The sequence below is a fragment of the Spirulina subsalsa PCC 9445 genome (assembly GCF_000314005.1).
Lineage (GTDB): Bacteria > Cyanobacteriota > Cyanobacteriia > Cyanobacteriales > Spirulinaceae > Spirulina_A > Spirulina_A subsalsa.
Genome location: NZ_JH980292.1, coordinates 2854281 through 2876684, shown reverse-complemented (window position 1 = coordinate 2876684; position 22404 = coordinate 2854281). Strand labels below are relative to the sequence as shown.

14 protein-coding genes and 1 tRNA gene are annotated in these 22404 nt (G+C 47.6%); 10 read left to right on the top strand and 5 right to left on the bottom strand.

The window, feature by feature from the left end:
- Positions 1 to 217: 217 nt before the first annotated feature.
- Positions 218 to 3463, bottom strand: a complete 3246-nt coding sequence (locus SPI9445_RS25485) for an NAD(P)-binding protein (RefSeq protein ID WP_017305213.1) — start codon at positions 3461 to 3463, stop codon at positions 218 to 220.
- A gap of 387 nt (positions 3464 to 3850) precedes the next feature.
- Positions 3851 to 4516, bottom strand: a complete 666-nt coding sequence (locus tag SPI9445_RS0113120) for a PEP-CTERM sorting domain-containing protein (RefSeq protein ID WP_083883535.1) — start codon at positions 4514 to 4516, stop codon at positions 3851 to 3853.
- 541 nt (positions 4517 to 5057) lie between these two features.
- On the opposite strand from SPI9445_RS0113120, the gene SPI9445_RS0113115 reads away from it, so the two are divergent.
- The 3 genes from SPI9445_RS0113115 to SPI9445_RS0113105 all read left to right on the top strand — a co-directional run bounded on the left by SPI9445_RS0113115 (position 5058) and on the right by SPI9445_RS0113105 (position 7791).
- Positions 5058 to 6353: an O-acetylhomoserine aminocarboxypropyltransferase/cysteine synthase family protein gene (locus SPI9445_RS0113115; protein WP_017305211.1), complete on the top strand. Its 1296-nt coding sequence runs from the start codon at positions 5058 to 5060 to the stop codon at positions 6351 to 6353.
- Positions 6354 to 6521: 168 nt separating this feature from the next.
- Positions 6522 to 7604, top strand: a complete 1083-nt coding sequence (gene metX, locus SPI9445_RS0113110; RefSeq protein WP_017305210.1) for a homoserine O-acetyltransferase MetX — start codon at positions 6522 to 6524, stop codon at positions 7602 to 7604.
- A 116-nt stretch (positions 7605 to 7720) separates the two neighbouring features.
- Positions 7721 to 7791 (top strand) — tRNA-Gly (locus SPI9445_RS0113105).
- Positions 7792 to 8698: 907 nt separating this feature from the next.
- Here the strand turns inward: SPI9445_RS0113105 and SPI9445_RS0113100 are convergent.
- From SPI9445_RS0113100 to SPI9445_RS25480, 3 genes are all read right to left on the bottom strand, one after another.
- On the bottom strand, positions 8699 to 9094 hold the full coding sequence (locus SPI9445_RS0113100; protein WP_164674522.1) for a hypothetical protein: 396 nt from the start codon (positions 9092 to 9094) through the stop codon (positions 8699 to 8701).
- A 93-nt stretch (positions 9095 to 9187) separates the two neighbouring features.
- On the bottom strand, positions 9188 to 9508 hold the full coding sequence (locus SPI9445_RS0113095) for a hypothetical protein (protein WP_017305208.1): 321 nt from the start codon (positions 9506 to 9508) through the stop codon (positions 9188 to 9190).
- Positions 9509 to 9583: 75 nt separating this feature from the next.
- Positions 9584 to 10708 (bottom strand): hypothetical protein, encoded by a 1125-nt coding sequence (locus SPI9445_RS25480; protein WP_017305207.1) that lies wholly within the window; start codon positions 10706 to 10708, stop codon positions 9584 to 9586.
- 162 nt (positions 10709 to 10870) lie between these two features.
- On the opposite strand from SPI9445_RS25480, the gene trhO reads away from it, so the two are divergent.
- From trhO to SPI9445_RS0113055, 7 genes are all read left to right on the top strand, one after another.
- On the top strand, positions 10871 to 11683 hold the full coding sequence (gene trhO / locus SPI9445_RS25475; RefSeq protein ID WP_017305206.1) for an oxygen-dependent tRNA uridine(34) hydroxylase TrhO: 813 nt from the start codon (positions 10871 to 10873) through the stop codon (positions 11681 to 11683).
- Between the two features lie 126 nt (positions 11684 to 11809).
- Positions 11810 to 12532 carry a photosystem II repair protein Psb32 gene (psb32, locus tag SPI9445_RS0113080; RefSeq protein ID WP_017305205.1) on the top strand — a complete coding sequence of 241 codons (723 nt, stop codon included), beginning with the start codon at positions 11810 to 11812 and terminating at the stop codon, positions 12530 to 12532.
- Between the two features lie 491 nt (positions 12533 to 13023).
- A complete protein-coding gene (locus SPI9445_RS0113075; RefSeq protein WP_017305204.1) occupies positions 13024 to 14799 on the top strand; it encodes an iron uptake porin in 1776 nt (591 codons plus the stop codon).
- Between the two features lie 688 nt (positions 14800 to 15487).
- On the top strand, positions 15488 to 16615 hold the full coding sequence (locus SPI9445_RS0113070; RefSeq protein WP_017305203.1) for a hypothetical protein: 1128 nt from the start codon (positions 15488 to 15490) through the stop codon (positions 16613 to 16615).
- A 182-nt stretch (positions 16616 to 16797) separates the two neighbouring features.
- Positions 16798 to 19170: a type I-G CRISPR-associated helicase/endonuclease Cas3g gene (gene cas3g / locus SPI9445_RS0113065; protein WP_017305202.1), complete on the top strand. Its 2373-nt coding sequence runs from the start codon at positions 16798 to 16800 to the stop codon at positions 19168 to 19170.
- Positions 19171 to 19447: 277 nt separating this feature from the next.
- On the top strand, positions 19448 to 21604 hold the full coding sequence (gene cas8g1 / locus SPI9445_RS0113060) for a type I-G CRISPR-associated protein Cas8g1/Csx17 (protein WP_017305201.1): 2157 nt from the start codon (positions 19448 to 19450) through the stop codon (positions 21602 to 21604).
- A gap of 131 nt (positions 21605 to 21735) precedes the next feature.
- Positions 21736 to 22368 carry a Panacea domain-containing protein gene (locus SPI9445_RS0113055; protein WP_017305200.1) on the top strand — a complete coding sequence of 211 codons (633 nt, stop codon included), beginning with the start codon at positions 21736 to 21738 and terminating at the stop codon, positions 22366 to 22368.
- The last annotated feature ends 36 nt before the right edge of the window (positions 22369 to 22404 follow it).

Here is a 22404-nt window from a genome sequence, read left to right as displayed (position 1 = left end):
AATATCAATTCAATTTGAGTTGTGTGCAAAAGGGGGAAGTTCGGGGAGAGGGAGCAGGGGAGCAGGGGAGCAGGGGAGCAGGGGAGAGAGGGGGAATTAAGACTTATTACCCCTATTCCCTATTCCCCATTCCCTATTCCCTATTACCTATTACCTATTCCCTATTACCTATTCCCTATTCCCTATTACCTATTCCCTATTCCCTATTCCCCATTCCCTATTCCCTATTCCCTGTTCCCTGCCAAGGATAATGGCCAATAATCGAAACACCCTGAACTTGTGGCATCCCCTGAGCTAAAATGGCTTGAGCGGCCGACATTCCGGCCATCACCGTTGCTTCCGCACACCCTGAATTTAAACTGTTATTCACCCAATCCCCCGTCAGGAAAAGGTTATGAAAACCGGACTCTCCGGGATTGAGGCGATAAGCTTGACTACCGGGAACTGACATCACATATCGTTCCGTTGGAGTAATGTTAATCCGCCAAAATTGGGCATCAAAACGGGCTTTTCCTGTCCCTCCCTGCGGGTCCACCAATAAATCCCAGTTAAAACCTTCTGACTCTCCCGCAGGTGTCACCTTGGGCCAAAGATAAGCCCCCGCTTCCTCTAAAAACTCCAGCGCGGCCTGATTGATTTTCGCCTGTTGTTGAGTGGGAAAATCATAATCCTCGGCCGGAGGGATACCGGGGTCTGGCATGGTTCCGGTAAAGTAGGCCAAACTATAGGGGTAATGTGCAGAACTCCAGTTTTCTTGGGGGATTAAATGGGTCATATCGGCATAGGTATCCAAGGGCTCCGCATAGGTTCCCACCACCGCACTGGCATCTGTCCAGCCTAATTGAGCTAGGGTAGACTTAAACCATAACTGCCCCCCTTGGGTGGTCACGGTGGGGATTTCCTGCACCATCTTTCGCCACTTCTCACTCACGGCCAGCAATTCCGGACAAATATAGGGCAGCGCCCCTAAACTAATCCCCAACAGGACTAAATCAAAATCTGTCCCCCGCTTGAGGGTGATCTTCTCCTCGGTGTGTAGCGTTGGCCAGGGGCTCCAGAAGGACTCTAAATCAATCTCATGGGCTTTCAGTTGTTCCCCCTCCTGAATCTGGTCATATAGGGGTTCTGCGGGCCAACAGAGCAAGCGTTTAACCCGGATGAGGGGATCATAACCTGCGGCGGGTTGTTTTAAATTCACCTGTCGCACTAAATCGATGGTTGCAATATGATCCGGTTGTTGGGTTTCTAAGCCTAAATTAGTCACCCGATGGAAAAACTCAAAACGCACCCCCCGTTCCTTCAGAACTTGATAGAGGGGGGCGAAAATTGTATCCCCCATCCCTGCCTGCATTTTCCACATCACCGCGCCGTTATAGGTCAAATTCATACGAATCACCCAACGGAGGGCGGCCGCGGTGCCTAATGCTTGGTTTTCTGGGGTGTTGATGCCCCCTTTAAAGGCAAAGAGGAGGTCGTACATGGAACGGACGAGGGGGGAGTTAAGGGTCATTTCCCATGCGCCATGTTTTTTTAACCACTGGGCAAAATCAATGTTGTCTAGGTCATTGAAGGCTTCCCCGTCTAAGGCATTATCTAAAATTAGCCCTCGGATTACGGTTTGGGTAAAGTTGGTAATGATTAAATTGCGCCGCGTTTCGGGGTCTTCTCCTTGGGCAATCTTGGCGAGACGGGCTTCTAAACGGGTCTGAGACTGTTCTAAACAAAAGAGTAACAGGGGTTCAATGCGACCTAGGGGGCAATCTTGGGGCAGGGTTTCTAGGGCTTGAATGGCGAGTAAAAGAAAACTACTGTCTAGGGTGAGGTCTATTTCAGCGAGGGTAATTCCGAGGAGTTCTGGCAGTTGGCTGAATGTCTCCCATCCCCGTTCAAGTTCCTGTTGTAAGTGTTCCCAAAGGGTTTGGGGCGGGGGATTGTCGGGTGAGGAATCTTGAAGTTTGGGGGAGTGGGTCAAGAGTTCATAGGCGAAGATTAAGGCGGTGCGGATATAGTCCCAGTAAGACCCTATACCGCCCCCTTGCCACGGCACTAAATCATTGCTGGGGTAGTTCAGTTGCCAAGGGTACCATTTCCCCTCTATATATTCTTCCAGCACAATATAGTTGTGTGGCTTAAAAGCATCGCTGACTGTATCAAAGGGGCCATCGTCTCCTAGGGCTTGATAACACCGATCCATCAGGCGAAAGGCGTTTTCATAGAAACCAAAAAAGATATGAAAGCCGTGTTCTTGGATGCGGTAATCGGGCTCTTGTTCTGGGCTGTGGGGGGTCATATTGCGACCGCTTGCCCCTTTGCCGCCTAGTCGCCAGCCCATTTGATAGACGGTGATCTCATAGTAACGCTGCCAGTCGGGTTGTTCGGTGAGTTCAAAGACGGTGGTCAGGGAACCGAGGCCGCCTCCGAGGACGGCGATTTTTTGTTTTTGGGGGGGTGGATTGTTGTCTGCTTGCCAGAGGACTTGACCGTTTTTAAGGCTGAAGTCGAAGTTTAACCAGAAGGGCAAATGGGCGAGAAATTGGTTCGGAGGAAGGTTGGGATCGGCTTGTAGGCCTAAATCTTGGGCGATGGGATGACTGGCGAGGGGGGGAAGGGTGACGAGAAAGCGATCGCCCAATAATTTCCCATTGTGCAGGTGTTCTAGTTGGGTGGGGGCTTCAATAATGGCCTGATAACAGGCTTGACGGCCATCTGTCCCATCCCGAAACTGTTTGAGGAAGACGGTATTAAAAGACCGTGTCAGAAAGTTTTCGAGTAAATGGCGGGGCAGGTCAATTCCCGGTAGGTTAAGCCCTTGGGGGAGTAGTAGGGTGAGAATATCTTGGCTGATGGTGGTCAGAGAAGACCAGGTGCGATCGCCTTGACCCGATGAAGTGGGTGTAATCGAGAGAATGGGCTGACGACGGCCTGCACTTTCGGGGCTAAAGGTGTCCCAAGCCACCGCTTCTAGGGTAAAACGACCCATCTCGTTGGGATCTTGGGGGAAATCAATCCACCCCCACTGTTTCGGGAAACCGTAGACCTCACGCCCTGAAACTAAGGCAGGGGAGTTATTGACGAAAATATAGGGGATAAATACAGCCAGATGATCCACAATAAAACCCTTGCCCCAGGAATGTCCGGCCATCACCGGAACCCAAATAATCACCTCCCCCTGTTCCGAGAAAAACCCCTTTTCTTGGTCTGGGGCTTCCGTTGAGGTAATGTGAGCAATGCGGTCAAAACTGAGTAAAACGTAGGGACTCAACGGGCGGTATTCTAACTGACCTTGACTTGGTGCGTTCAAGTAGCGATCGCACAACCCCTGTAAATGACTCAAACTCCCCTGCAAAAAGAACCCGTAAAAATTCGTTCCTCGGAGAATATAAGGTTGTAAAAAAGACTGTTCACCGCCCCGTTCAATATAGGCAGGAAACCTAGAGGAAAAAGGTTCAGGAGCATCGTTCATGAGCAGGAGTGATAATTTTTTTCATTCTGCCACCCTGATCTGTCAGATGCCAGCCCTGATCACAATAACTTCACAAATTGATAACGACTAGGGAATAGGGATTAGGGAATCGGCAACTTTAACAAGTTAAGCTTCTGTGCATTGTTCCCCGTTCCCTAATTTTGGACACAACCGGATTTTCCCGACTCCCTATTACCCTGTTCCCTAATTAGGGTCTGCTGAATAACACGCCTATGCTAGGCTCAACAAGGGAACAGGGAACTCTTAACAGGGAACAGATCATCTAAAACTGGCACGATTGCCTATTCCCGACTCCCGACTCCCGACTCCCGATTCCCCAACTCTCGGACTTATTCAGCAAGCCCTAATTATGCCCTATTCCCAATATTAGGATTTGCGCCTCACAGTTCCCATAACCCCCAAGGTAAACAATCCCAATAATAGTGAAGGTTCTGGCACCGATTGAGGAGAAGTCACCAGGGGAGTCACCGGATTATCGATCGTCCCATTATCCGTATCCGCATAAAAGCGTAGTGTCCCAGTGAAACCCTCGTCCCAAAACAGAGACAACGATCCAAAAACATCCCCCACCGAAATATCAATGGGAGTCCCATATTCAAACTCCGTGGGAACTTGACCTGAAATGGGTTGAAACGTCCAACCATTAGCCGATCCGGGAGTGCCGGGGAACGTTGGCCAGTGGGTATCAAAGACCGTGTTTCCGGGGACACCATGAATGATTAACGAGGCAATGCTAGCCCCGGCATTCGTAAAGTTCCAAGGAATGCCAAAGGTGCTACTTCCGACAAAAGACAAAGACCAATCCCGACCAAAAGCCCCCCCAGCATTGTATCCTGTCGTTCCCCAGATTTGGGTTTCTGATCCCCCTCCCAACCAGTTGACGGTGATTTCCATTCCGTCCATATCCGCGCCTCCTGTGGAGAAGGAACTTAACACCGTTTGCCCCGAAGCACTGCCGGAACCGATTAAGGCGATCGCACCAGTTGCCGTCAGACCAAACAGGAGGTTTTGCAGGGGGTGAGAAGACATCATAAGCTAATAGTCCTAAAAAGAAAGAGTCGATTTATCAGGACGAGAACATTCTGTCAACCGTCCTTTCTCTACTCTTATCATGAAAATTCTGATAAAATACCCCGTTTTTAGGTAAAATCGCCCAACTTTACCAAATCTTTACAAAAATATCCCCAAAATCTATAGAAGTCATAATATGTTGAAATTTTTTAAATTTTTGTCAATCATTCTTGCTTTAAAAAAAGCTTAAATTTAGAGAAAAATCTCCAAACTGGGAGAGAATATCAAAACTGGGTCATTGTTGGGAACTTTAGACCTCTTCGACTTTTCCCTTCAATCTTCTCTAGTTTCAGTGGATTTTAGGATCATTTAGAGTCAGTTTTGGACTGTCGAATTGAGCTAGTACAACTTAGGCAATACTTAGCATAATCGGTATTAGCATCATAGCTTCCCCTTATCTTCCTGTTCCCTTCCCCTATAATTGATCTCAAATAAATTGAGCTAAAGTTGAGGCCATGTTCCCAGTTACCCCCTTAAACAAGTGAAATAACGAGGTATTTTCATGACAGATCAACATCATTTTGAAACATTACAAATTCATGCCGGACAAGAACCTGCTCCCGGAACTAATGCGCGAGCCGTTCCCATTTATCAAACCACATCTTACGTTTTTAATGATGCTGATCATGGGGCTAAACTCTTTGCTTTACAGGAGTTTGGTAATATATACACCCGCATTATGAACCCCACAACAGATGTGTTTGAAAAACGCATCGCTGCGTTAGAAGGGGGTGTTGCGGCCTTAGCCACTGCCAGTGGACAAGCGGCCCAATTTTTAGCCATTAATAACCTAGCCCAAGCCGGGGATAATATTGTTTCTACCAGTTTCTTATATGGAGGAACATACAATCAATTTAAAGTAGCCTTACCCCGTTTAGGCGTTGGTGTAAAGTTCGTGGATGGGGATGATCTCAAAGACTTTGAAGCGGCTATTGATGACAAAACCAAAGCCCTTTATGTGGAAACGATGGGCAATCCTCAATTTAACGTCCCTGACTTTGAAGGACTATCTAAACTTGCCCATAAACATGGGATTCCTTTAGTAGTTGATAACACTTTTGGTTGTGGGGGGTATCTTTGCCGTCCTATTGAATACGGTGCGGATATTGTGGTGGAATCGGCGACCAAATGGATTGGCGGACATGGAACCTCCATCGGTGGGGTGATTGTGGATTCAGGGAACTTTAACTGGGGGAATGGCAAGTTTCCCATGTTTACGGATCCCGCCCCGGGCTACCATAATTTGAATTTCCAAGAGGTATTCGGCCCTGATGGTCCTTTTGGCAATATTGCCTTTATTATTCGTGCGCGGGTGGAAGGATTACGGGATTTAGGGCCTTGTTTGAGTCCCTTTAATGCCTTTTTACTTTTACAAGGGTTAGAAACCCTTTCTCTACGGGTAGATCGTCATGTTAGCAATGCTTTAGCTCTTGCTCAGTGGCTAGAATCCCATCCAAAAGTGGAATGGGTGAGTTATTTAGGATTACCTAGCCATCCTTACCATACACGGGCGAAACAGTATCTAAAACGGGGGTTTGGTTGCGCGCTCACCTTTGGGATTAAAGGCGGGGTGGAAGCGGGACGCAAGTTTATTAATGGGGTGAAGTTAGCCAGTCATTTAGCCAATGTGGGGGATGCCAAAACCTTGGTCATTCATCCGGCCTCAACCACCCACCAACAGTTAAGCGAAGCGGAACAGTTGTCGGCCGGGGTAAAACCTGAATTAATCCGGGTTTCGGTGGGTTTAGAGCATATTGACGACATTAAGGCGGATTTTGACCAAGCCTTTTCCGCTTAGGTCTTCCGGACGCAGATGCCCCCAGAACCCTGTTCGCGTAGCGTTTTGTAGAAAAGGGGGGAGAAAAGCCGGGGAGAAATCGCTAAGATGAATTAGCGTCACTATCCTCAGTCCTCCCTAGTTTTCCTTCTCCTTGCTCCATTGTGCCGATTGCGTTCTACTCCAGCCATGAATTATCAACAGCTAATCTCTCCCCAAACCCAGTTTTATTCTTCCTCCCGCCCTTTCCCCTTGGTGTTAGGGGGGGAGTTGCCCGAGGTGCAGGTGGCCTATCGGACTTGGGGCCATTTAAACGAGTCGCGGGATAATGGGGTGTTGATCTGCCATGCGTTCACGGGCTGGGCGGATTTGGAGGCGTGGTGGCAGCCTTTGCTGGGGCCAGGGAAGGCATTAGACCCGACCCGGGATTTTTTGATTTGTAGCAATATTTTGGGCAGTTGTTACGGCACGACGGGGCCGACTTCTGTTAATCCGAGGACGGGAAAAGCCTATGGGGTGGAGTTTCCGGAAATTACGGTGCGGGATATGGTGCATTTGCAGGCGCGCTTGTTGGAGGAATTGGGGGTGCGATCGCTCCGTTTGGTGATTGGGGGATCTTTGGGGGGGATGCAGGTGTTGGAGTGGGCGGCCTGTTATCCCGATTGGGTAAAGGCGATCGCACCCATTGCCGCCTCCGGGCGACATTCCGCTTGGTGCATTGGCTGGAGTGAAGCCCAACGTCAAGCCATTTATACCGATCCACTCTGGCAAGGGGGGCATTATTCCCCCGATGCTCCCCCCAAACAGGGCTTAAAAGTGGCGCGGATGATTGCCATGAGTACCTATCGTTCTTGGGGGAATTACTCGATTCGCTTTGCCCGTAACGAACAAGCAGAAGAATTTGCGATCGCCCATTACCTGAAATACCAAGGCGATAAATTAGTAGAACGCTTTGATGCCAACACCTACATCACTCTCAGTCGCGCCATGGATCATCATAACTTAGCCCGTCCTGACCAAGATTATGAAACCCTCTTGCGCAGCATTCCTCACCCCACCCTAATCGTCGGCATTGATTCCGATATCCTCTACCCCCCCGTAGAACAACAGGAACTCGCCGAACTCATCCCCAACGCCCAACTCGCTTGGCTGCACTCCCCCCACGGCCACGATGCCTTTTTAATTAACATGGACGAACTCAACGAGTTAGTCCTGACCTTTCGCCAAAGTCTACACAGCAATCCCGTCTTTCCCTCCCCTTGTTGCCCTTGAACGGTGATCTAATCAGTCGTAACTTCCTGACAGGCTTAACTTGTCCGCCTGACCTATTCCTTTTTGCCTTTTGCCTTGACAAAACCCCGGGATAGAGTGCTATGATAAAAAACCGTGCGGGTATAGTTTAGTGGTAAAACGAAACCTTCCCAAGGTTTAGTTGCGAGTTCGATTCTCGCTACCCGCTTGATGCTTAATACCTTGTATGTCTAGCAGGTTAGGATTCACTCAAACCTGATATAGTATCGTTTCACTCATCTTTCACTAAATCAAGACTAATCATATTTGAGTGAAAATGTCAAATCACAGTATTCACCCATCTCAGTACAAAACCCCAATAGTGTGTCATATGTACTAACCAGATATGCCCCCTATACCGTTATCACGATAGGAAACGATGAAACATACCAGAGTAGGGGGAACAGTCGGTTAAACAGGGTCAAATAGGACATAGGGGAACTTAAGGGATGATGTGGGGATATCGGTTTGCCAGGGTCTATCTGGTATCTCCCCCCCTAACTGTGTTGGTTATAGGACGCATTGGGAGGGAGAGGGAGTAGGGGGAAGTATGGGCAACGATGGGTAACAAAGTATGGGTTCAATCTCTGAGTTTGAACAAGCCCATACGACCTGTAAGCAGTTACCCATAATCTAACCTTTACCGTAGGGCTACCGTTAGTTACCCATCCTCAGACTCACTCCCTGATTGAGCATTTTCAAATTAATCAGATTGATTAATCTGATTAAATAATCAGATTGAATAGAAAATGCTCTATTCCCACTATCCCCCCCTGTACCCATAGTTCCCCCCAATAGGGGGAGAATCTAGAGGCCTTAAACTTACCTTTTTTCACTTCCCTATTCACAAAATCCACTGTAACCGTTATGGGCTATGGGTTACAGCGCACCTAAACTAATAGTAATAACAAAAAAATTATACATAGGAAAAAACCCTCTATCTTTTTTTCCTCTATAGCTTGAAACTTAAGCAGGGTATAGGATAGAGGGCATTTTGAGTTAATGTTAATAAAAAAATCCCCCTCATAGTGCCACTGAGGGAACTATAGGGGGGAACACTCCACACAAGGAATAAACTAGATTTTCTGAAGAGCTACAATGCAATCTATGAGTGTTAGGGGCTTTTCACAAACAATGGCTAACTTAATTGTATTGATAATTATCCCCATCGCATCTACCCAATCCGGTAGCGTATAGATACACCAATAACGTCCCTTTGTATTTTCAATTTGCACTGATTGCAAGCCGATTGAAATACTTAGCCCATCTTCCACTTGACAGTGTTCTAAACAAGTTTTGATGATTAAGGTTGTTTTATTGCCAATAGCATTAATTAGCTCAAACGTAAAATACCCTTGACTAGAATGATTTAAAATTCTTTCTACGCTAGCATCTAAATCATCCCACAAATCAAAATCATCATCTATCGCAATACCTAAATCTAAACTGTCAAAATCATCATCAGTCATCATTATTTCCTCATTTTCTCAAAAGTAAAAAATAATGGGATAGACATACCCATAAAACACAACGCTACAAAACAACAAGAGGGAAGTTAACGTTAATTAATCGGATTCTGATTCTGCGCTGTTTCCCGTTGCATCCTTTTTAGTCGATTTTCCGGTTTTAGAGGATTTAGAGGATTTAGAGGCCGTTGGTTGCGTGTCAGAGTCAGAAACACTAACACTCATACCACTAGGGGAAACATCATCAGAGTCATTTTCGCTAACTGCATTTTTAGCGGCCTCTTGTTCTAATTCAAATAAATCCTCATCAATACGGTTCACAACTTTCCTCATTCGTTCTAAATCCCCCACTTGTTGCAATCGCTTGAAAATATCGGCAACTTGAACAGTCAGGGTACATTCTTTTAATTTACTTCTCATTACGATTTATCCTCTGTTAGGGTATTGGATATGAAAGAAAGTTTTAACGGATAACTTACAACCGCGCATTATTAGTTATTTTTCTTCATTAAATCCCATTTCGTGCCAAACATATAAACTCTTGTTTAATTCATCAATAACGGCTGATGTAGTTTCTTTTGATGTGACAATGGGCAAACAAACATCATATAGATGTAATTGTTGATGGATTTTATTATCAGGACATAATGGGATGCAAATACGATTCCCTGTTTTGATATGAACATCAAAATAGGTTTTATCTCCTAATACTAGATACTGTTTAGGATTCCTTTTTTTATCCCAGAAAGGATAGATAGTTACATCATCTATCGTGATTTTATCCGTTAAGTTTAAGCTTGCTGCAATTTCACTGGGACGCAAAGCGTAAATAACACACATAGCACTAACCCACAACCAACCTAATTTACTTTGTTTATGTTTGGGATGCTTTGCATGAATAGCTATATTGTATTGTGTTGTATGCCATTGCAAAAATTCGTTAAGTGATATACTTTGCTTTTCTTTAAACTCTGTTTGTATTGGGTCAATACTATTTAATGTTTCTAGCATTGACTCTTTTTGGTGTTTAGGCAAGTACCCTATAATTGTTTTAACAACATAATAAGCATCTTGAAATTTAGCTGTTCCCTGTTCCCACGAAAATAGAACAGTTTCTATTTCTTTCCATTCTACGGGTTTATCCCATTCTTTAAAACGGCTTAAAACAATCCCATAATAATCATTAAAAGACCTTACATCAGATGGATTGTCTTGTGAACGTTTTCTTTTTGTGTTTTTATTTTTTCCTTTAAAATACTTTGTTTCAATTGCTGTAAATACTTCTCGATAAGTTATTTTGTCAGATTCAATACTAGACTTTTGACCTAATATTTCTAATGCATACCAATCCCAAAATTCTGATGAGTATTTAAACTCATTTAACGCTTTAGCTACTTTATGCGCTTTAGCTACGGCTTCAATAATCCCATCCTCAGACAATGGTACGTTAGCACTTTTGGACGTACGCTTGCCAGAGTCCGGATCAATAAACTGTAATAATAGGTATTTTTTCCGTTCAAGCTTCAAAGTGACCCCTTTGGGGCAGTCTTTCCGTTTACGGGTATATGTACTCAAAACGGTTTCAAACCCGCTATATTGTCCTTTTGTAATTTCACTCATTTTTCACTCATCCCTTTGTGTACGGTTAAGAGGAAAGACCGGAAATAACGCTATATCAAGGTTTCAGGACATATATATGAGTTCGATTCTCGCTACCCGCTTAAATTTAAGATCAATAAAAAAGTTAAGATATAGAGAAAATAAACCTTTTCCTTGGGATTTATGACTGTTACTGTTGCTACATTTTATAAATTTGTTACCTTCCCAGACTACCAAGAACAACAAGCACCTCTCTTCAACTACTGTCAAACACAGAGCCTTAAAGGAACAATTCTCCTCGCCTCAGAAGGCATCAACGCCACCCTAGCCGGAACAGAAAATGCGATCGCCTCAGTGCTGGATTATTTGCGTTCTGACCCTCGTTTCCATGATTTGGACGTAAAACTCTCTTACACCGAAACCCCGCCCTTTGAGCGCCTAAAAGTGCGCTTAAAAAAAGAAATCGTCACCTTTGGACATCCCGAGGCAGACCCCACCCAACAAGTGGGTCAGTACGTCCCCCCCCAAAAGTGGAATCAGTTAATTTCCGACCCAGAAGTAACAGTCATTGACACCCGTAATGATTACGAGGTAAAAGTTGGCACCTTCAAAAATGCCCAAAACCCTCAAACTCGTTCCTTCCGGCAATTCCCCGACTATGTAAAACAACATCTCAATCCCCAACAACAGACCAAAGTCGCCATGTTTTGCACCGGAGGCATTCGTTGCGAAAAAGCCACCGCTTACCTTCTACAACAAGGGTTTCAAGAAGTTTATCACCTACAAGGGGGCATATTACAATATCTATCCGAAATCCCCCCCGAAGAGAGTCTCTGGCAAGGAGAATGTTTTGTCTTTGATGAACGCATTGCCGTTAAACAGGGTTTAGAACCGGGCAGTTTTAGTATGTGTTCCGCTTGTGGTCATCCCCTCAGTCCCGCAGAACAAAAATCTCCCGATTATAAACCCGGTATCGCTTGCCCCTATTGTACCTAATCTAGGACTTGCTATTGTTCAAGCAAGGGGCTTCACTCAACATTAATGATAGGCTTAACAATACTTCCCTAGCACATCTAGCTAGAGGAGGAAACATGGACTTTAAATTCAAAATATTAAGACCCGATGAAAACATTTGTATCGAAAATTGCAGAAAAGCGGGCTTGGTTGCAAGGCGTTTTGCTCACCTTGTGGTTGGTCATCCTGAGTTTTGGCATGACCTTCCCCGCGCTGGCCACTGGTCTTTATAGCTTCCCCAGCCAACCCAGTTCAGAAACCTGGGTATTTGACAATGCCGATGAAATCAGTCGCGTTAGTGAAGGGAAAGTGAATAAAGTCCTCTCCCAACTCGCAGACCAGACCGGGAATGAAGTACGCTTTGTGGTGATTCGTCGCTTAGACTATGGCGAAACCATGGACAGCTTAACAGACAAACTCTTTGAGCAGTGGTTTCCCACCCCAGAAGTCCGGGCAAATCAAACCCTATTAGTGTTAGACACCTTGACCAAAAACACCGCCATTCGGGTGGGTGAAGGGCTTCAGGACTTACTTTCTGATGACATTGCCCAGAGTGTCGCCACCGAAACCCTACAGGCTCCATTGCGCGAGGGGAATAAGTTTAATCAGGCTTTACTGGATGCAAGCGATCGCCTCGTAGCCGTCCTCTCCGGTGAACCCGATCCCGGCCCCCCAGAAATTGCCGAAAAACTCAACGTTGAGGGGACATTCACCGCCGCCGAAGACACCGACGCTCGGAGTGCCACCGTTTGGGTCGTGGTTCTCCTAATCGTTGCAACCATCATCCCCATGGCAACCTATTTCGCCTACGTCGGTTTCCCCGGCCGTTAAACGACCCATCCACGAGGGAATAGGGAGGTTTGCCTATTCCCGATTCCCCCATCTTGACAAATTAAGGTCTAATTTAACCGGATTTAATTTTCCTTTTTTGAATTAATATTTAGGGTCTGCTGCATAACTGGGCTAAGGAACAGGGAGCAGGGGAGCAGGGGAATAGTGAACAGCCAAAACTCTTGACTATTGCCGTTTCCCGACACCCGATTCCCGATTCCCGACACCCTAGGGCGCAAGCATTGCGCCCCTACACCGACTCCCGACTCCCGACTCCCGATTCCCGTTCCCCGTTCCCTGTTCCCCTTTAACAGCGAGAAAGTGCAAGGTTTTAGGGATCAAGAATCAAAAAGGCTTACCTTTTTCTGACTTCCCCTGTTCCCTGTTTCCCACCCGGAGCAGAGTTATATTGCTACGCAACGCTTCGCGAACAGCAAGCCCTATTTAAGTCTCCGTTAACCGACACTCGGTTTGATGACCTTGAGGATTTTATGCACATTCAGCCCCACTGCTTGTTAACCGCAACCTTAACCCTAGCCCTAACCCCTTGGGGATCTCCACTTGAAATCAAAGCCCTCCCCCTCCCAAAACAGAAAGATCCCCTTGAGGATGCACTACTTCCTCAAGATAATTCATTCCTCCCCCTATCACAAATCAACGTACTTGTCAATACCCCTTCTTCAACCAACAGAATCATCGGGGACGACTCCGACCCAATGGCGCAGATCATCGGAGTTAGCCAACTGCGGGACGTACACCCCCAAGACTGGGCCTATCAAGCCCTGAAAGAACTGATAGAACGCTATAACTGTTTAGTCGGTTATCCTGACAGCACCTTTAGAGGCAATCGCCCCCTATCCCGTCATGAATTTGCCGCCGGGTTGAACGCTTGTTTACAGACCTTAGAGCGTCTCCTACCCCAAAACCCCACCACCCGAGAAGAACTCCAAACCCTGACCCAGTTAACACAGCAATTTGAAGCCGAATTAGTCACCCTCAGTGGTCGCCTTGATGCTTTAGACAGTCGGATAACTTTCCTAGAAGATTATCAGTTTTCCCCCACCACCAAATTATATGGTCAGGTTGTTTTAGGATTACAAGGACGGGCTGGGGGTAAAGCCGATTTAATCAGTACCTCCACCCCCGGTTTTCCGGGGATTCCCCTCTTAGGGCGGGATGGAGTTCCAGAAACCCCCGATGGCGCAGGACAAATGACTTGGGGTTATAATGCTCAACTTACCCTTTTAACCCAGTTTAGCCCTCGTCATTTCCTGCTCATGGGTTTACAGGCGGGCAACTTAACCACCACCGATACAACCCTTTTTGGCTTTAATAACAGTTTCACCCGTTTGGGCTATGAACTCAACACCCAGAATAATCTGTTATTAAGTGATTTAACCTACCGTCAGTTAGTCACCGATGACTTAGCGATCATGATTGGCACTTCTGGCGTTAATCCCCTGAGTGTGTTTCGGGGTCCCTCTCGCATCGAAAGCGCAGGATTTGGCCCGATTTCGCGCTTTACTCAACGCAACCCTATTTTACAAATTGGTGTCGGCAATGCAGGCCTTGGCTTTGACTGGCAGATTAGCCAGAATATTTCCTTACAAGGGGTTTATGCCGCAACCTTAGCCAACGAACCCAGCCAAGGCCTATTCAGTGGCCCCTACACAGCCGGAGTGCAGTTATTTTTGACCCCTGCGCCGACGGTCGATGTAGCCTTGAATTATATTCATTCCTATTCTGGGGTGTTGGGGGGTTTCCTCGGCACAGGTGCAGGAGATGACCAAGTATCTGCAATTAATGGTTCTCGTTTATCAACCAATGCCTTTGGAGCTATGGTGAACTGGGAAATGACCCCGGCGGTGGAATGGGTGAGTTGGGTCGGCTTCACAGACTCCCGTTTATTATCCCACTCCGGGCGAGTGCAAACTGTCAATTGGATGTTTGGGGTACAATTCCCGGATTTGTTGGGGCCAGGGAATTATGGCGGGGTGTTTTTCGGTCAGCCTCCCCGTATTACGGGGACGAATTTACGGAGCAATGGTCAGTTATCGGGCAATGTTCCCAGTTTATTGGCTGGAACGTTTGGGCTAAGTAATGCAGGCCGCCAAGACCGAACATTACACCTTGAGGGTTTTTATCGTTGGCGGGTAACAGATCATATCAGTATCACTCCCGGAGTTGTAGTGTTATTGAATCCCGGTCACAATCGGGGGAGTAATCCTCTGGTGATTGGGGCTTTACGAACTACCTTTTCCTTTTAGCTTGGTCGTGGGGTTAGGGAACAGGGAACGGGGAACAGGGAACAGGGGAGTCGGGAAAATCCGGTTGTCTCCAAAATTAGGGAACAGGGGGGTCGGGAAAATCCGGTTGTCTCCAAAATTGAAGACCCTATTTATAGGGTCGTCCAATTTATTGGACGCTATATATGGGACTTGACAAAATGCACACAAGCTTAACTTGTTAAGGTTGGGTAATAGGTAATAGGGAATGGGGAATACTAATCAACTCCCGACTCCTTATTCCCTAAGCTGCTTGTCATTTAAACGACATTGCTAGAAACCGTGAAAACCGCTTTCTGTCAAAGTCTTGGTCATGAAGAACATCCCTTTTAAATGCTGAACAGCTTATTCCCGATTCCCGATTCCCTATTCCCCTGATCCCCCTATTGTCACCGTATCAAAGCCGTGTTTTTTTATCAGTATTTGTTCGTACTTCAATGAAATTTTATCAAAACTACTAGATTTATTAAGGGTCTGTCAAGATTCAAAGTTTATAGCATTTAATTATTATTAAACTTTCCAAAATATTGATAGATTAGAGGAAGGCAATACCCAATGGATTGCTTTTTTACCCGGATGAAGTTTAGCTTCTCAGTATTTTGTGGGAATAAACCTTGAGCTATTAGGGAATGCAGCTACTCAAGGCTTTTATTCAGAAACACAAAACAGGATGAACGGCAAAAATATTTTAACCGCATTGGTTTTGACTACGGGAATGACTGTATTGAGTACAGCCGCTCAAGGGCAAATCGCGATTACTGGGGGAACCCTGATCTTTTTTGAAAATAATGGCACAACTTATAATAATGCTCCAATTACGGGTTATTTAGAAACGGAGCAAGGTCGGATTGAATCGGCAGATTTTAATAATGTTCCCGTGCATTCACCGCAGGCGGTTCGGCAATTGTTTGGTTCAGTCCCCTTAAACGGTGTTCCGGTCTTACTCCAAATGAGTGGAGAGCAAGCTGCTTTAGGGAATCAACTGTTGCTCAAGGCTTCTGGAACGGGATATAGTCCCAATGGTCCGGTTTTGTTTAGTGATGTCCCGGTTCAAGTTGATGTATCTTTTGTTATGAAAATTACGGTTGGGACAGAACCTTTCAATACGAATTTTGGCAATTTCAACGCCCGAACGAATGGTTTAGGTCAGATGGTGCAGTTTGGGGTGGTGGGGTCCCATGTCACAGGTGGCACGTTTGGATCTAGTGGGACGTTGATAGATAACAGTGGGAATCCCTTTAGTCTCGCTCCCGATCACTTTCATTTTGATGCCAAGCACGTTTTCCCGACTCCTCCTGTGTCTAGTCCTTCGACACCCCCTCAAACTCCTGCGCTTGCACCTGTGTCTCCGGTTCCAACGGTAGCGCCTGCTTCTGTGTCTCCGGTTCCAACGGTAGCGCCTGCTTCTGTGTCTCCGGTTTCAACGGTAGCGTCTGCTTCTGTGTCTCCGGTTTCAACGGTAGCGCCTGCTTCTGTGATGGTGAATTCACCTCAAGGGACAGTGACAGTAGAACAACAATCTACTCAAGACAATAAGGTTCTAGATGTTCCGGTTGCTGCTTTAGTCGGAATAGGGGCTATTGCGGATTCGTCTTCTAGTAATCGCTTGATCCCTGATCCTGTGGCTGAAGGGGGGAATAATTACGCGCTGGGTAAGGTGTCGGTGGTTTCTGAAGTCCCTAAAAATCGGGCAGTTCCCCGGATTGTAAGTCTTATCCGGCGCGATCGCAATCCCCGTGTAAGTCGTTTAGTTCCCATGACTCATCAGAATTACCAGAATTATAATTTGGCACAGTAGAAAGGTGGTCAGCCCGCCGCCTAATTAGGGGAAACCATTTATCCTCATTCAAGGAGTAAGGGTTTATTGCATAAACCCCTACCTTCCAATGTCTATTCTGTTAAGGTAGGGGTGGATTGCATGGATTCCAGACGCACTCTCCCTGTCATCAAACTTTCAGCAAAAACGGTAGGTAAAGCCGAATGAGCAATAATTTCAGTCACTGGTTTAGGGACATTACAAGTTTTGAACCCTTTCCCTATCAAATCGCCCTCGCGGAACGCCCAAAACTCCCACAGTTTCTCGATGCACCCACCGGAGCGGGAAAAACGGCCGCGATCGCCTTAGCGTGGTTGTGGCGGCGGAAACAACGCCCCCGTGAGACTCCCCGCCGTTTGGTCTACTGTCTCCCTATGCGTAGCCTCGTGGAACAAACCACCCGCAATATTCAGCAGTGGTTAACCGAAAGTCAGGAAAGCAACACAGTTCAATTGCACCAGTTTATGGGGGGAAGCATTGATCGAACTTGGGTCATCCAGCCCGAGCAATCCTGTATTTTAGTGGGGACTCAAGATCAACTCTTGAGTCGCGCCCTCAATCGAGGCTACAGTATGGGGCGCAACTCCTGGCCGATTGATTTTGCCTTGGTCAATAATGATTGTCTGTGGGTGATGGACGAAACCCAACTAATGGGCAATGGACTACGCACCACCGCCCAGTTACAAGCCTTTCGGGAGCAATGGGGAGTCTATGGAATCGCTCAATCTTTGTGGATGAGCGCCACCCTCCACCCGGAACAGGTGCAAACGGTGGACTATCAGCCCGATGTGACGGACGTTTTGCAGCTATCCGACGCAGACTTAACCCATCCCCGACTAAAACCCCGTTATTATGCCCACAAACCCCTACAACGCTGTTCTGTCGTCTGGGATGGGGGCAAGGAAACCGACTATGGGAAAGCCCTAGTCCCAGAAATTCTCGCCGCCCATCCCCCCGGGGATCTCACCTTGGTCATTTGTAATCAAGTTAAGCGCGCCCAAGCCATTTATCAACGTCTGACGGCAGAAGCGCCCCATATTGAGGCCTTGCTCATTCATAGTCGTTTTCGCGCTAAGGAACGCACCCAACAGCAAGAACGATTACCGGATTTTAAAGGGATTGTGGTTGCTACCCAAGCCATTGAAGCGGGGGTGGATCTATCGGCGGCCGTGCTGTTCACCGAGTTAGCCCCTTGGTCCTCTTTGGTGCAGCGATTTGGGCGGTGTAATCGACGGGGAGAACAGAATGCAAAGGCTCAAATCTATTGGCTGGATTACAAGGATCTGAGCAAAACAAACATCACCCTCCCCTATACCGTCGAAGCCCTCACCACGGCGCGTTCCCAGTTGCTCAAGCTCTCGGACGTGAGTCCTGCTAACCTTGTTTCTCTCAACATCCCCCCAGAAGCCCCAGAGGGACTCATTCCCCGCCAGTCTGACCTCCGGCAACTCTTCGACACCTCCACCGACCTGATGGGGCATGATGTGGATGTGTCGCCCTTTATTCGGGATCAGGGAGGGGCGGATGTGATGTTTGCTTGGCGGGATTTTGAGGATGTCGAAGATCAGCGCTCCCTAGAGCCTCAAGAATTATGCCGCGTTTCCCTGTCCCAGTCTCGGGAATTTTGGAAACAGATCCAGAAGACCAAAAGTAAGGGCTATGTGTGGGATCGGAGTCAGGGGAAGTGGGAGGAACTGGGGGTACTTTATCCCGGTTGCTCGATTTTACTCTCTTGTCGGGCGGGGGGCTATTCTGACCGCTTAGGGTTTACAGGGGATCCCAAGGATCGGGATATCTCAGAAATAGCCCGAAAAACCCCAAAGCCCAAGGATAAGGTTACTCAAGAAAGTTTAGCCCTGGAGCAGGATGATGACGACCCCACAACCTACGGGAGTGGCTTTATTTCTTTGGAACAACACGCGGACGATGTAGCCCGGGCTGTTGCGGCTTTGTGTGAAGCGTTACAGGGGGATTATGGCTGGGGGGATGATTTGGTGCAGTTGCTGATTCGTTCGGGACGGTATCACGATGTGGGAAAAGCCCATGAGGTGTTTCAGTCTTTACTGACGCGAGATCGTCCGGGGCGTGAAGGGACGCTTTGGGCGAAGTCGGATCATCATTGGCAAGACCGAAACCGTCCCAAAAACTGGAGAAGGGGATTCCGCCATGAGTGGGCGAGCGCCCTAGGAGCGTTAGCGGCCGGGGAGGAGTTTCTCTTAGTCTATTTAGTGGCTTGTCATCATGGGAAAGTGCGTCTCACGGTTCAGCCCCGCCCCAGTGAAACCGCGCCCCCTCCACCCCAGAGATATGCCTGTGGGGTATGGGAGGGGGATACATTGCCCAAGGTGGAGTTAGGGGGAAATCTAACCTTAGCGGAGACGGTGTTAAGTCTTGATTGTTTGGAGTTTGGATCTCAATCTTGGACCAATCAGGCGATCGCACTTTTAGACCAATACGGCCCTTTCCAACTAGCCTATCTCGAAGCCCTCATCCGGATTGCAGACTGGCAAGCGTCGGCAAGAGGGAATGGGGGATAGTCGGGAGTCGGTGTAGGGGCGCAATGCTTGCGCCCCAGGGAGTTGGGGAATCGGGAGTCGGGAGTCGGGAGTCGGGAATAGGCAATCGTGCCAGTTTTAGATGATCTGTTCCCTGTTAAGAGTTCCCTGTTCCCTTGTTGAGCCTAGCATCTGGTGTTATTCAGCAGACCCTAGGTAGTAAGTCTTAATTCCTCGTTTCCCCCTGCTCCCTCTCTCCCCCTCTCCCCCTCTCCCCTCTCCCCCATTCCCCGTTCCCTATTCCCTATTCCCTAATCCCATGTCTCACACCCTAAAACTCACAGGTTGCACCCCAGAACCCCTCTCCCACTATCTCAAAGCCTTGGGCGTTCTGCGGATTCTCTCAGAACAACGCACCGCCAACCTTTATGGCTTTTGGCAAGATGATCTGTTTTGCCTAGAAACCGACCTCACCCGAGAACAGATCCTCGACTTTTTTCTCTATGACTATCACCCCACCCCCTTCGTGTCCCCTTGGAATGGCAGCACGGGATTTTACCCCAAAGATAAAGCCCAGCAAAAACTGCTCAATGCCTTTTGTCAGTCCAAATCAAGCCGTTTTGCTGCCTATCAAAAGACTATCCCGGTTGGACGGGAACAGGTGGGAGAGATGGCAAAACAACCATCAGCAGGTGAAAAATCATCCTTTTTAACCGAATTACGGAATAAAGTACCTGACAGCGCCTTACCTTGGCTCGATGCCTGCGCTTTAGTTACCCCAGATCAGGCACAATTTCCCCCTCTCTTGGGAACTGGGGGGAATGATGGCAACTTTGAATTTGGCCGAACTACCATGCAGCAGTTACAGGTTGTTTTTCAGGTGGAAACGGGGAAACCTCAAACGGGGGCGGATCACCTGTTACGAGCGGCTTTATTTGCCGAAGTCTTGCCCAATTTGAACTATAACGGCGTGATTGGACAGTTTAACCCCATTGCGGCGGGGGGAGCCAATGCTGTGCCGGGATTTGTGGGCAATCCCCGGGTCAATCCTTGGGATTTTATTTTGATGTTAGAAGGGGCTTTAATGTTTATGGCTGGGGTGACGCGACGCTATGAACAGGATGGGTCTGGGGGCCTTTCTTATCCCTTTACCGTGCGTTCTTCCACCGTTGGCTATGGGAGCGCGGCTCCTGATGATAAGGCCAGGGGGGAGATGTGGCTTCCCTTGTGGTCGAAGGGGGCATCACATCGGGAGTTACAGAGTCTGTTTCGGGAAGGACGGGCGAAGTTTAACCAACGGATGGCTGTGGATGGGGTGGATTTTGCTTGTGCGATCGCCCAATTGGGAATCCATCGCAATCTAACAGAGTTCGTGCGCTATAGTTTCCAAGAGCGCAATGGCCTGTCCTACTTTGCCATTCCCTTGGGACGGTTCAAAGTGCAGCGCAATGTCCAAGTAGACCGACTCGCCCCCCTCACTTCTTGGTTAAAGCAGCTTAAACGCCTAGCCAACTCTGATCAAGCCCCTGCTTCCCTCCAGCGCGTTCACCGTCGGTTACAAACCCAGATTTTGCAATTAACCCAGAGTAGCGAAGAGCAACGACGGGGGAATCTCCTTGAGGTTTTAATCTGCCTTGGAGAGGTGGAAGCCACTCTAGACCGGGCGTTTCGCACCAAAGAAGCCAAGGACAAACCCCTAAAACCCTTGGTGATTGGCAATGCCGATCAAGGGCGAAAAGATGCCGATCAATGGCTAAAAGAATGTCGCCAAGACAGCCCAGAATTTCGTTTAGCCTTAGCCTTAGTGGGGCAGAATCTACGGGAGCGACTGGTTTGGGTGAGAGGGCAGCGCTGGATAGAACACGACGATAAGCGCACCACTTGGCAGAATGGGGCTAACTTAGAGCAGAATTTAATCCAATGGTTACAGCGCCTTGAGATTGAGGAACAGCAAAAAAACAAGTCAGAGGAGGGCGAAGACAGTGGCAAAATCCAGAGGCCTAGTCCAGAACGCCAAAAACCCACCGCTTCCTTAGATGACGTGATGGCGTGGTTAAACGGAGAGGTGGATGATCAACGGTTGGAGGCGATCGCACGAGGTTTAAGTTTGTTAGACTGCCAAAACGCCGAAAACCCCTGTTCGGAGCGTCTATCCCCCATTCCCGCCAGTTATGCCCTCCTGAAAGTTGTGCATCATCGTCCCCGACTATCCCAGAAACAAACCTCAGCCCAGCATCCCTCTCGCCTGCCAGTCGTCCCCGGTTTACTGCGAAAACTAGCCGCTGGGGATAGTACCCGAGCCATAGAAGCCGCCGCCCGCCGACTCCAAGGCAGTGGGATAAAACCCTTTACTCGCCAAGGGTTTGGGATAGTCAACCCCCGCCGTCTCGCCGCCGCCCTAGCTTTCCCCCTAGCCGACAACGATATTGACTACTTATTGAGCTTAATCCAAGACAAATCCAAGGAGGAACAATGAATCCAGCCCATCTATCCCTAGGTTAGGCACAGGAAAAGCGCAACCCAACACCCCCCAAATCCATCCATAAAAACGACAAAAAAGGTATTACAACTTCACGGCACTTTCAACTAAAAACAGGAGAATAGACCATGAAATCATCCCTAGACATCGCCAAATATTTCATCATCAAAGCCTACGAAGATGGTCGAGAAAACCTGATCACTAACATGAAAATTCAAAAACTGCTTTACTACTCCCAATGTCTCTATTTAGCCCTATATCATGAGCCTTTGTTCACTGAAGAAATTCAAGCTTGGCGCTATGGCCCCGTTTGTCCCCCAGCTTATCACTTTTATAGTGAATTTGAAGCCAAGCAATTACCCATCCCCGACTCTAAAGTATTAACAGAACTCATTCCAGAAATAACAGAAATTCTCGATAAAGTTTGGGACTATTTTGGAGCTTATCATGCTTATGACCTAAGTGATTTAACCCATTTAGAATTTCCTTGGAAAAAAGCGCGTAAGGGTTTACCCCCTCAAGCCGCTTCAACTGCCGTTATTCCCTTAGAAGATATGCGGTTATTGGGTGAGGAAAAATTGCTAGAAATAGAACAAGCTCATCCTTGTTATGCGCCCATCGTTGCCCAATTTGTGCAAGAAGCCTGTGATAAATTAGGAGAATCAAAGTCCATCGAACAAGGAGAAGTCCATGACTGGCTTAAATCCCTTCTTGCTGGAAAAATTGGTCAGTCTTGGTCGAATATCTACCCAGCATTTTAGCCCATCCCTCCCTAGGTTAGGCACAGGAAAAGCGCA

Excerpts from the sequence above, each read along its gene's own strand:
- SPI9445_RS25485 (WP_017305213.1), bottom strand. The coding sequence starts at position 3,463 with ATGAACGATGCTCCTGAACCTTTTTCCTCTAGGTTTCCTGCCTATATT.
- SPI9445_RS0113120 (WP_083883535.1), bottom strand. The coding sequence starts at position 4,516 with ATGATGTCTTCTCACCCCCTGCAAAACCTCCTGTTTGGTCTGACGGCA.
- SPI9445_RS0113115 (WP_017305211.1), top strand. The coding sequence starts at position 5,058 with ATGACAGATCAACATCATTTTGAAACATTACAAATTCATGCCGGACAA.
- metX (WP_017305210.1), top strand. The coding sequence starts at position 6,522 with ATGAATTATCAACAGCTAATCTCTCCCCAAACCCAGTTTTATTCTTCC.
- SPI9445_RS0113100 (WP_164674522.1), bottom strand. The coding sequence starts at position 9,094 with ATGATGACTGATGATGATTTTGACAGTTTAGATTTAGGTATTGCGATA.
- SPI9445_RS0113095 (WP_017305208.1), bottom strand. The coding sequence starts at position 9,508 with ATGAGAAGTAAATTAAAAGAATGTACCCTGACTGTTCAAGTTGCCGAT.
- SPI9445_RS25480 (WP_017305207.1), bottom strand. The coding sequence starts at position 10,708 with ATGAGTGAAATTACAAAAGGACAATATAGCGGGTTTGAAACCGTTTTG.
- trhO (WP_017305206.1), top strand. The coding sequence starts at position 10,871 with ATGACTGTTACTGTTGCTACATTTTATAAATTTGTTACCTTCCCAGAC.
- psb32 (WP_017305205.1), top strand. The coding sequence starts at position 11,810 with ATGAAAACATTTGTATCGAAAATTGCAGAAAAGCGGGCTTGGTTGCAA.
- SPI9445_RS0113075 (WP_017305204.1), top strand. The coding sequence starts at position 13,024 with ATGCACATTCAGCCCCACTGCTTGTTAACCGCAACCTTAACCCTAGCC.
- SPI9445_RS0113070 (WP_017305203.1), top strand. The coding sequence starts at position 15,488 with ATGAACGGCAAAAATATTTTAACCGCATTGGTTTTGACTACGGGAATG.
- cas3g (WP_017305202.1), top strand. The coding sequence starts at position 16,798 with ATGAGCAATAATTTCAGTCACTGGTTTAGGGACATTACAAGTTTTGAA.
- cas8g1 (WP_017305201.1), top strand. The coding sequence starts at position 19,448 with ATGTCTCACACCCTAAAACTCACAGGTTGCACCCCAGAACCCCTCTCC.
- SPI9445_RS0113055 (WP_017305200.1), top strand. The coding sequence starts at position 21,736 with ATGAAATCATCCCTAGACATCGCCAAATATTTCATCATCAAAGCCTAC.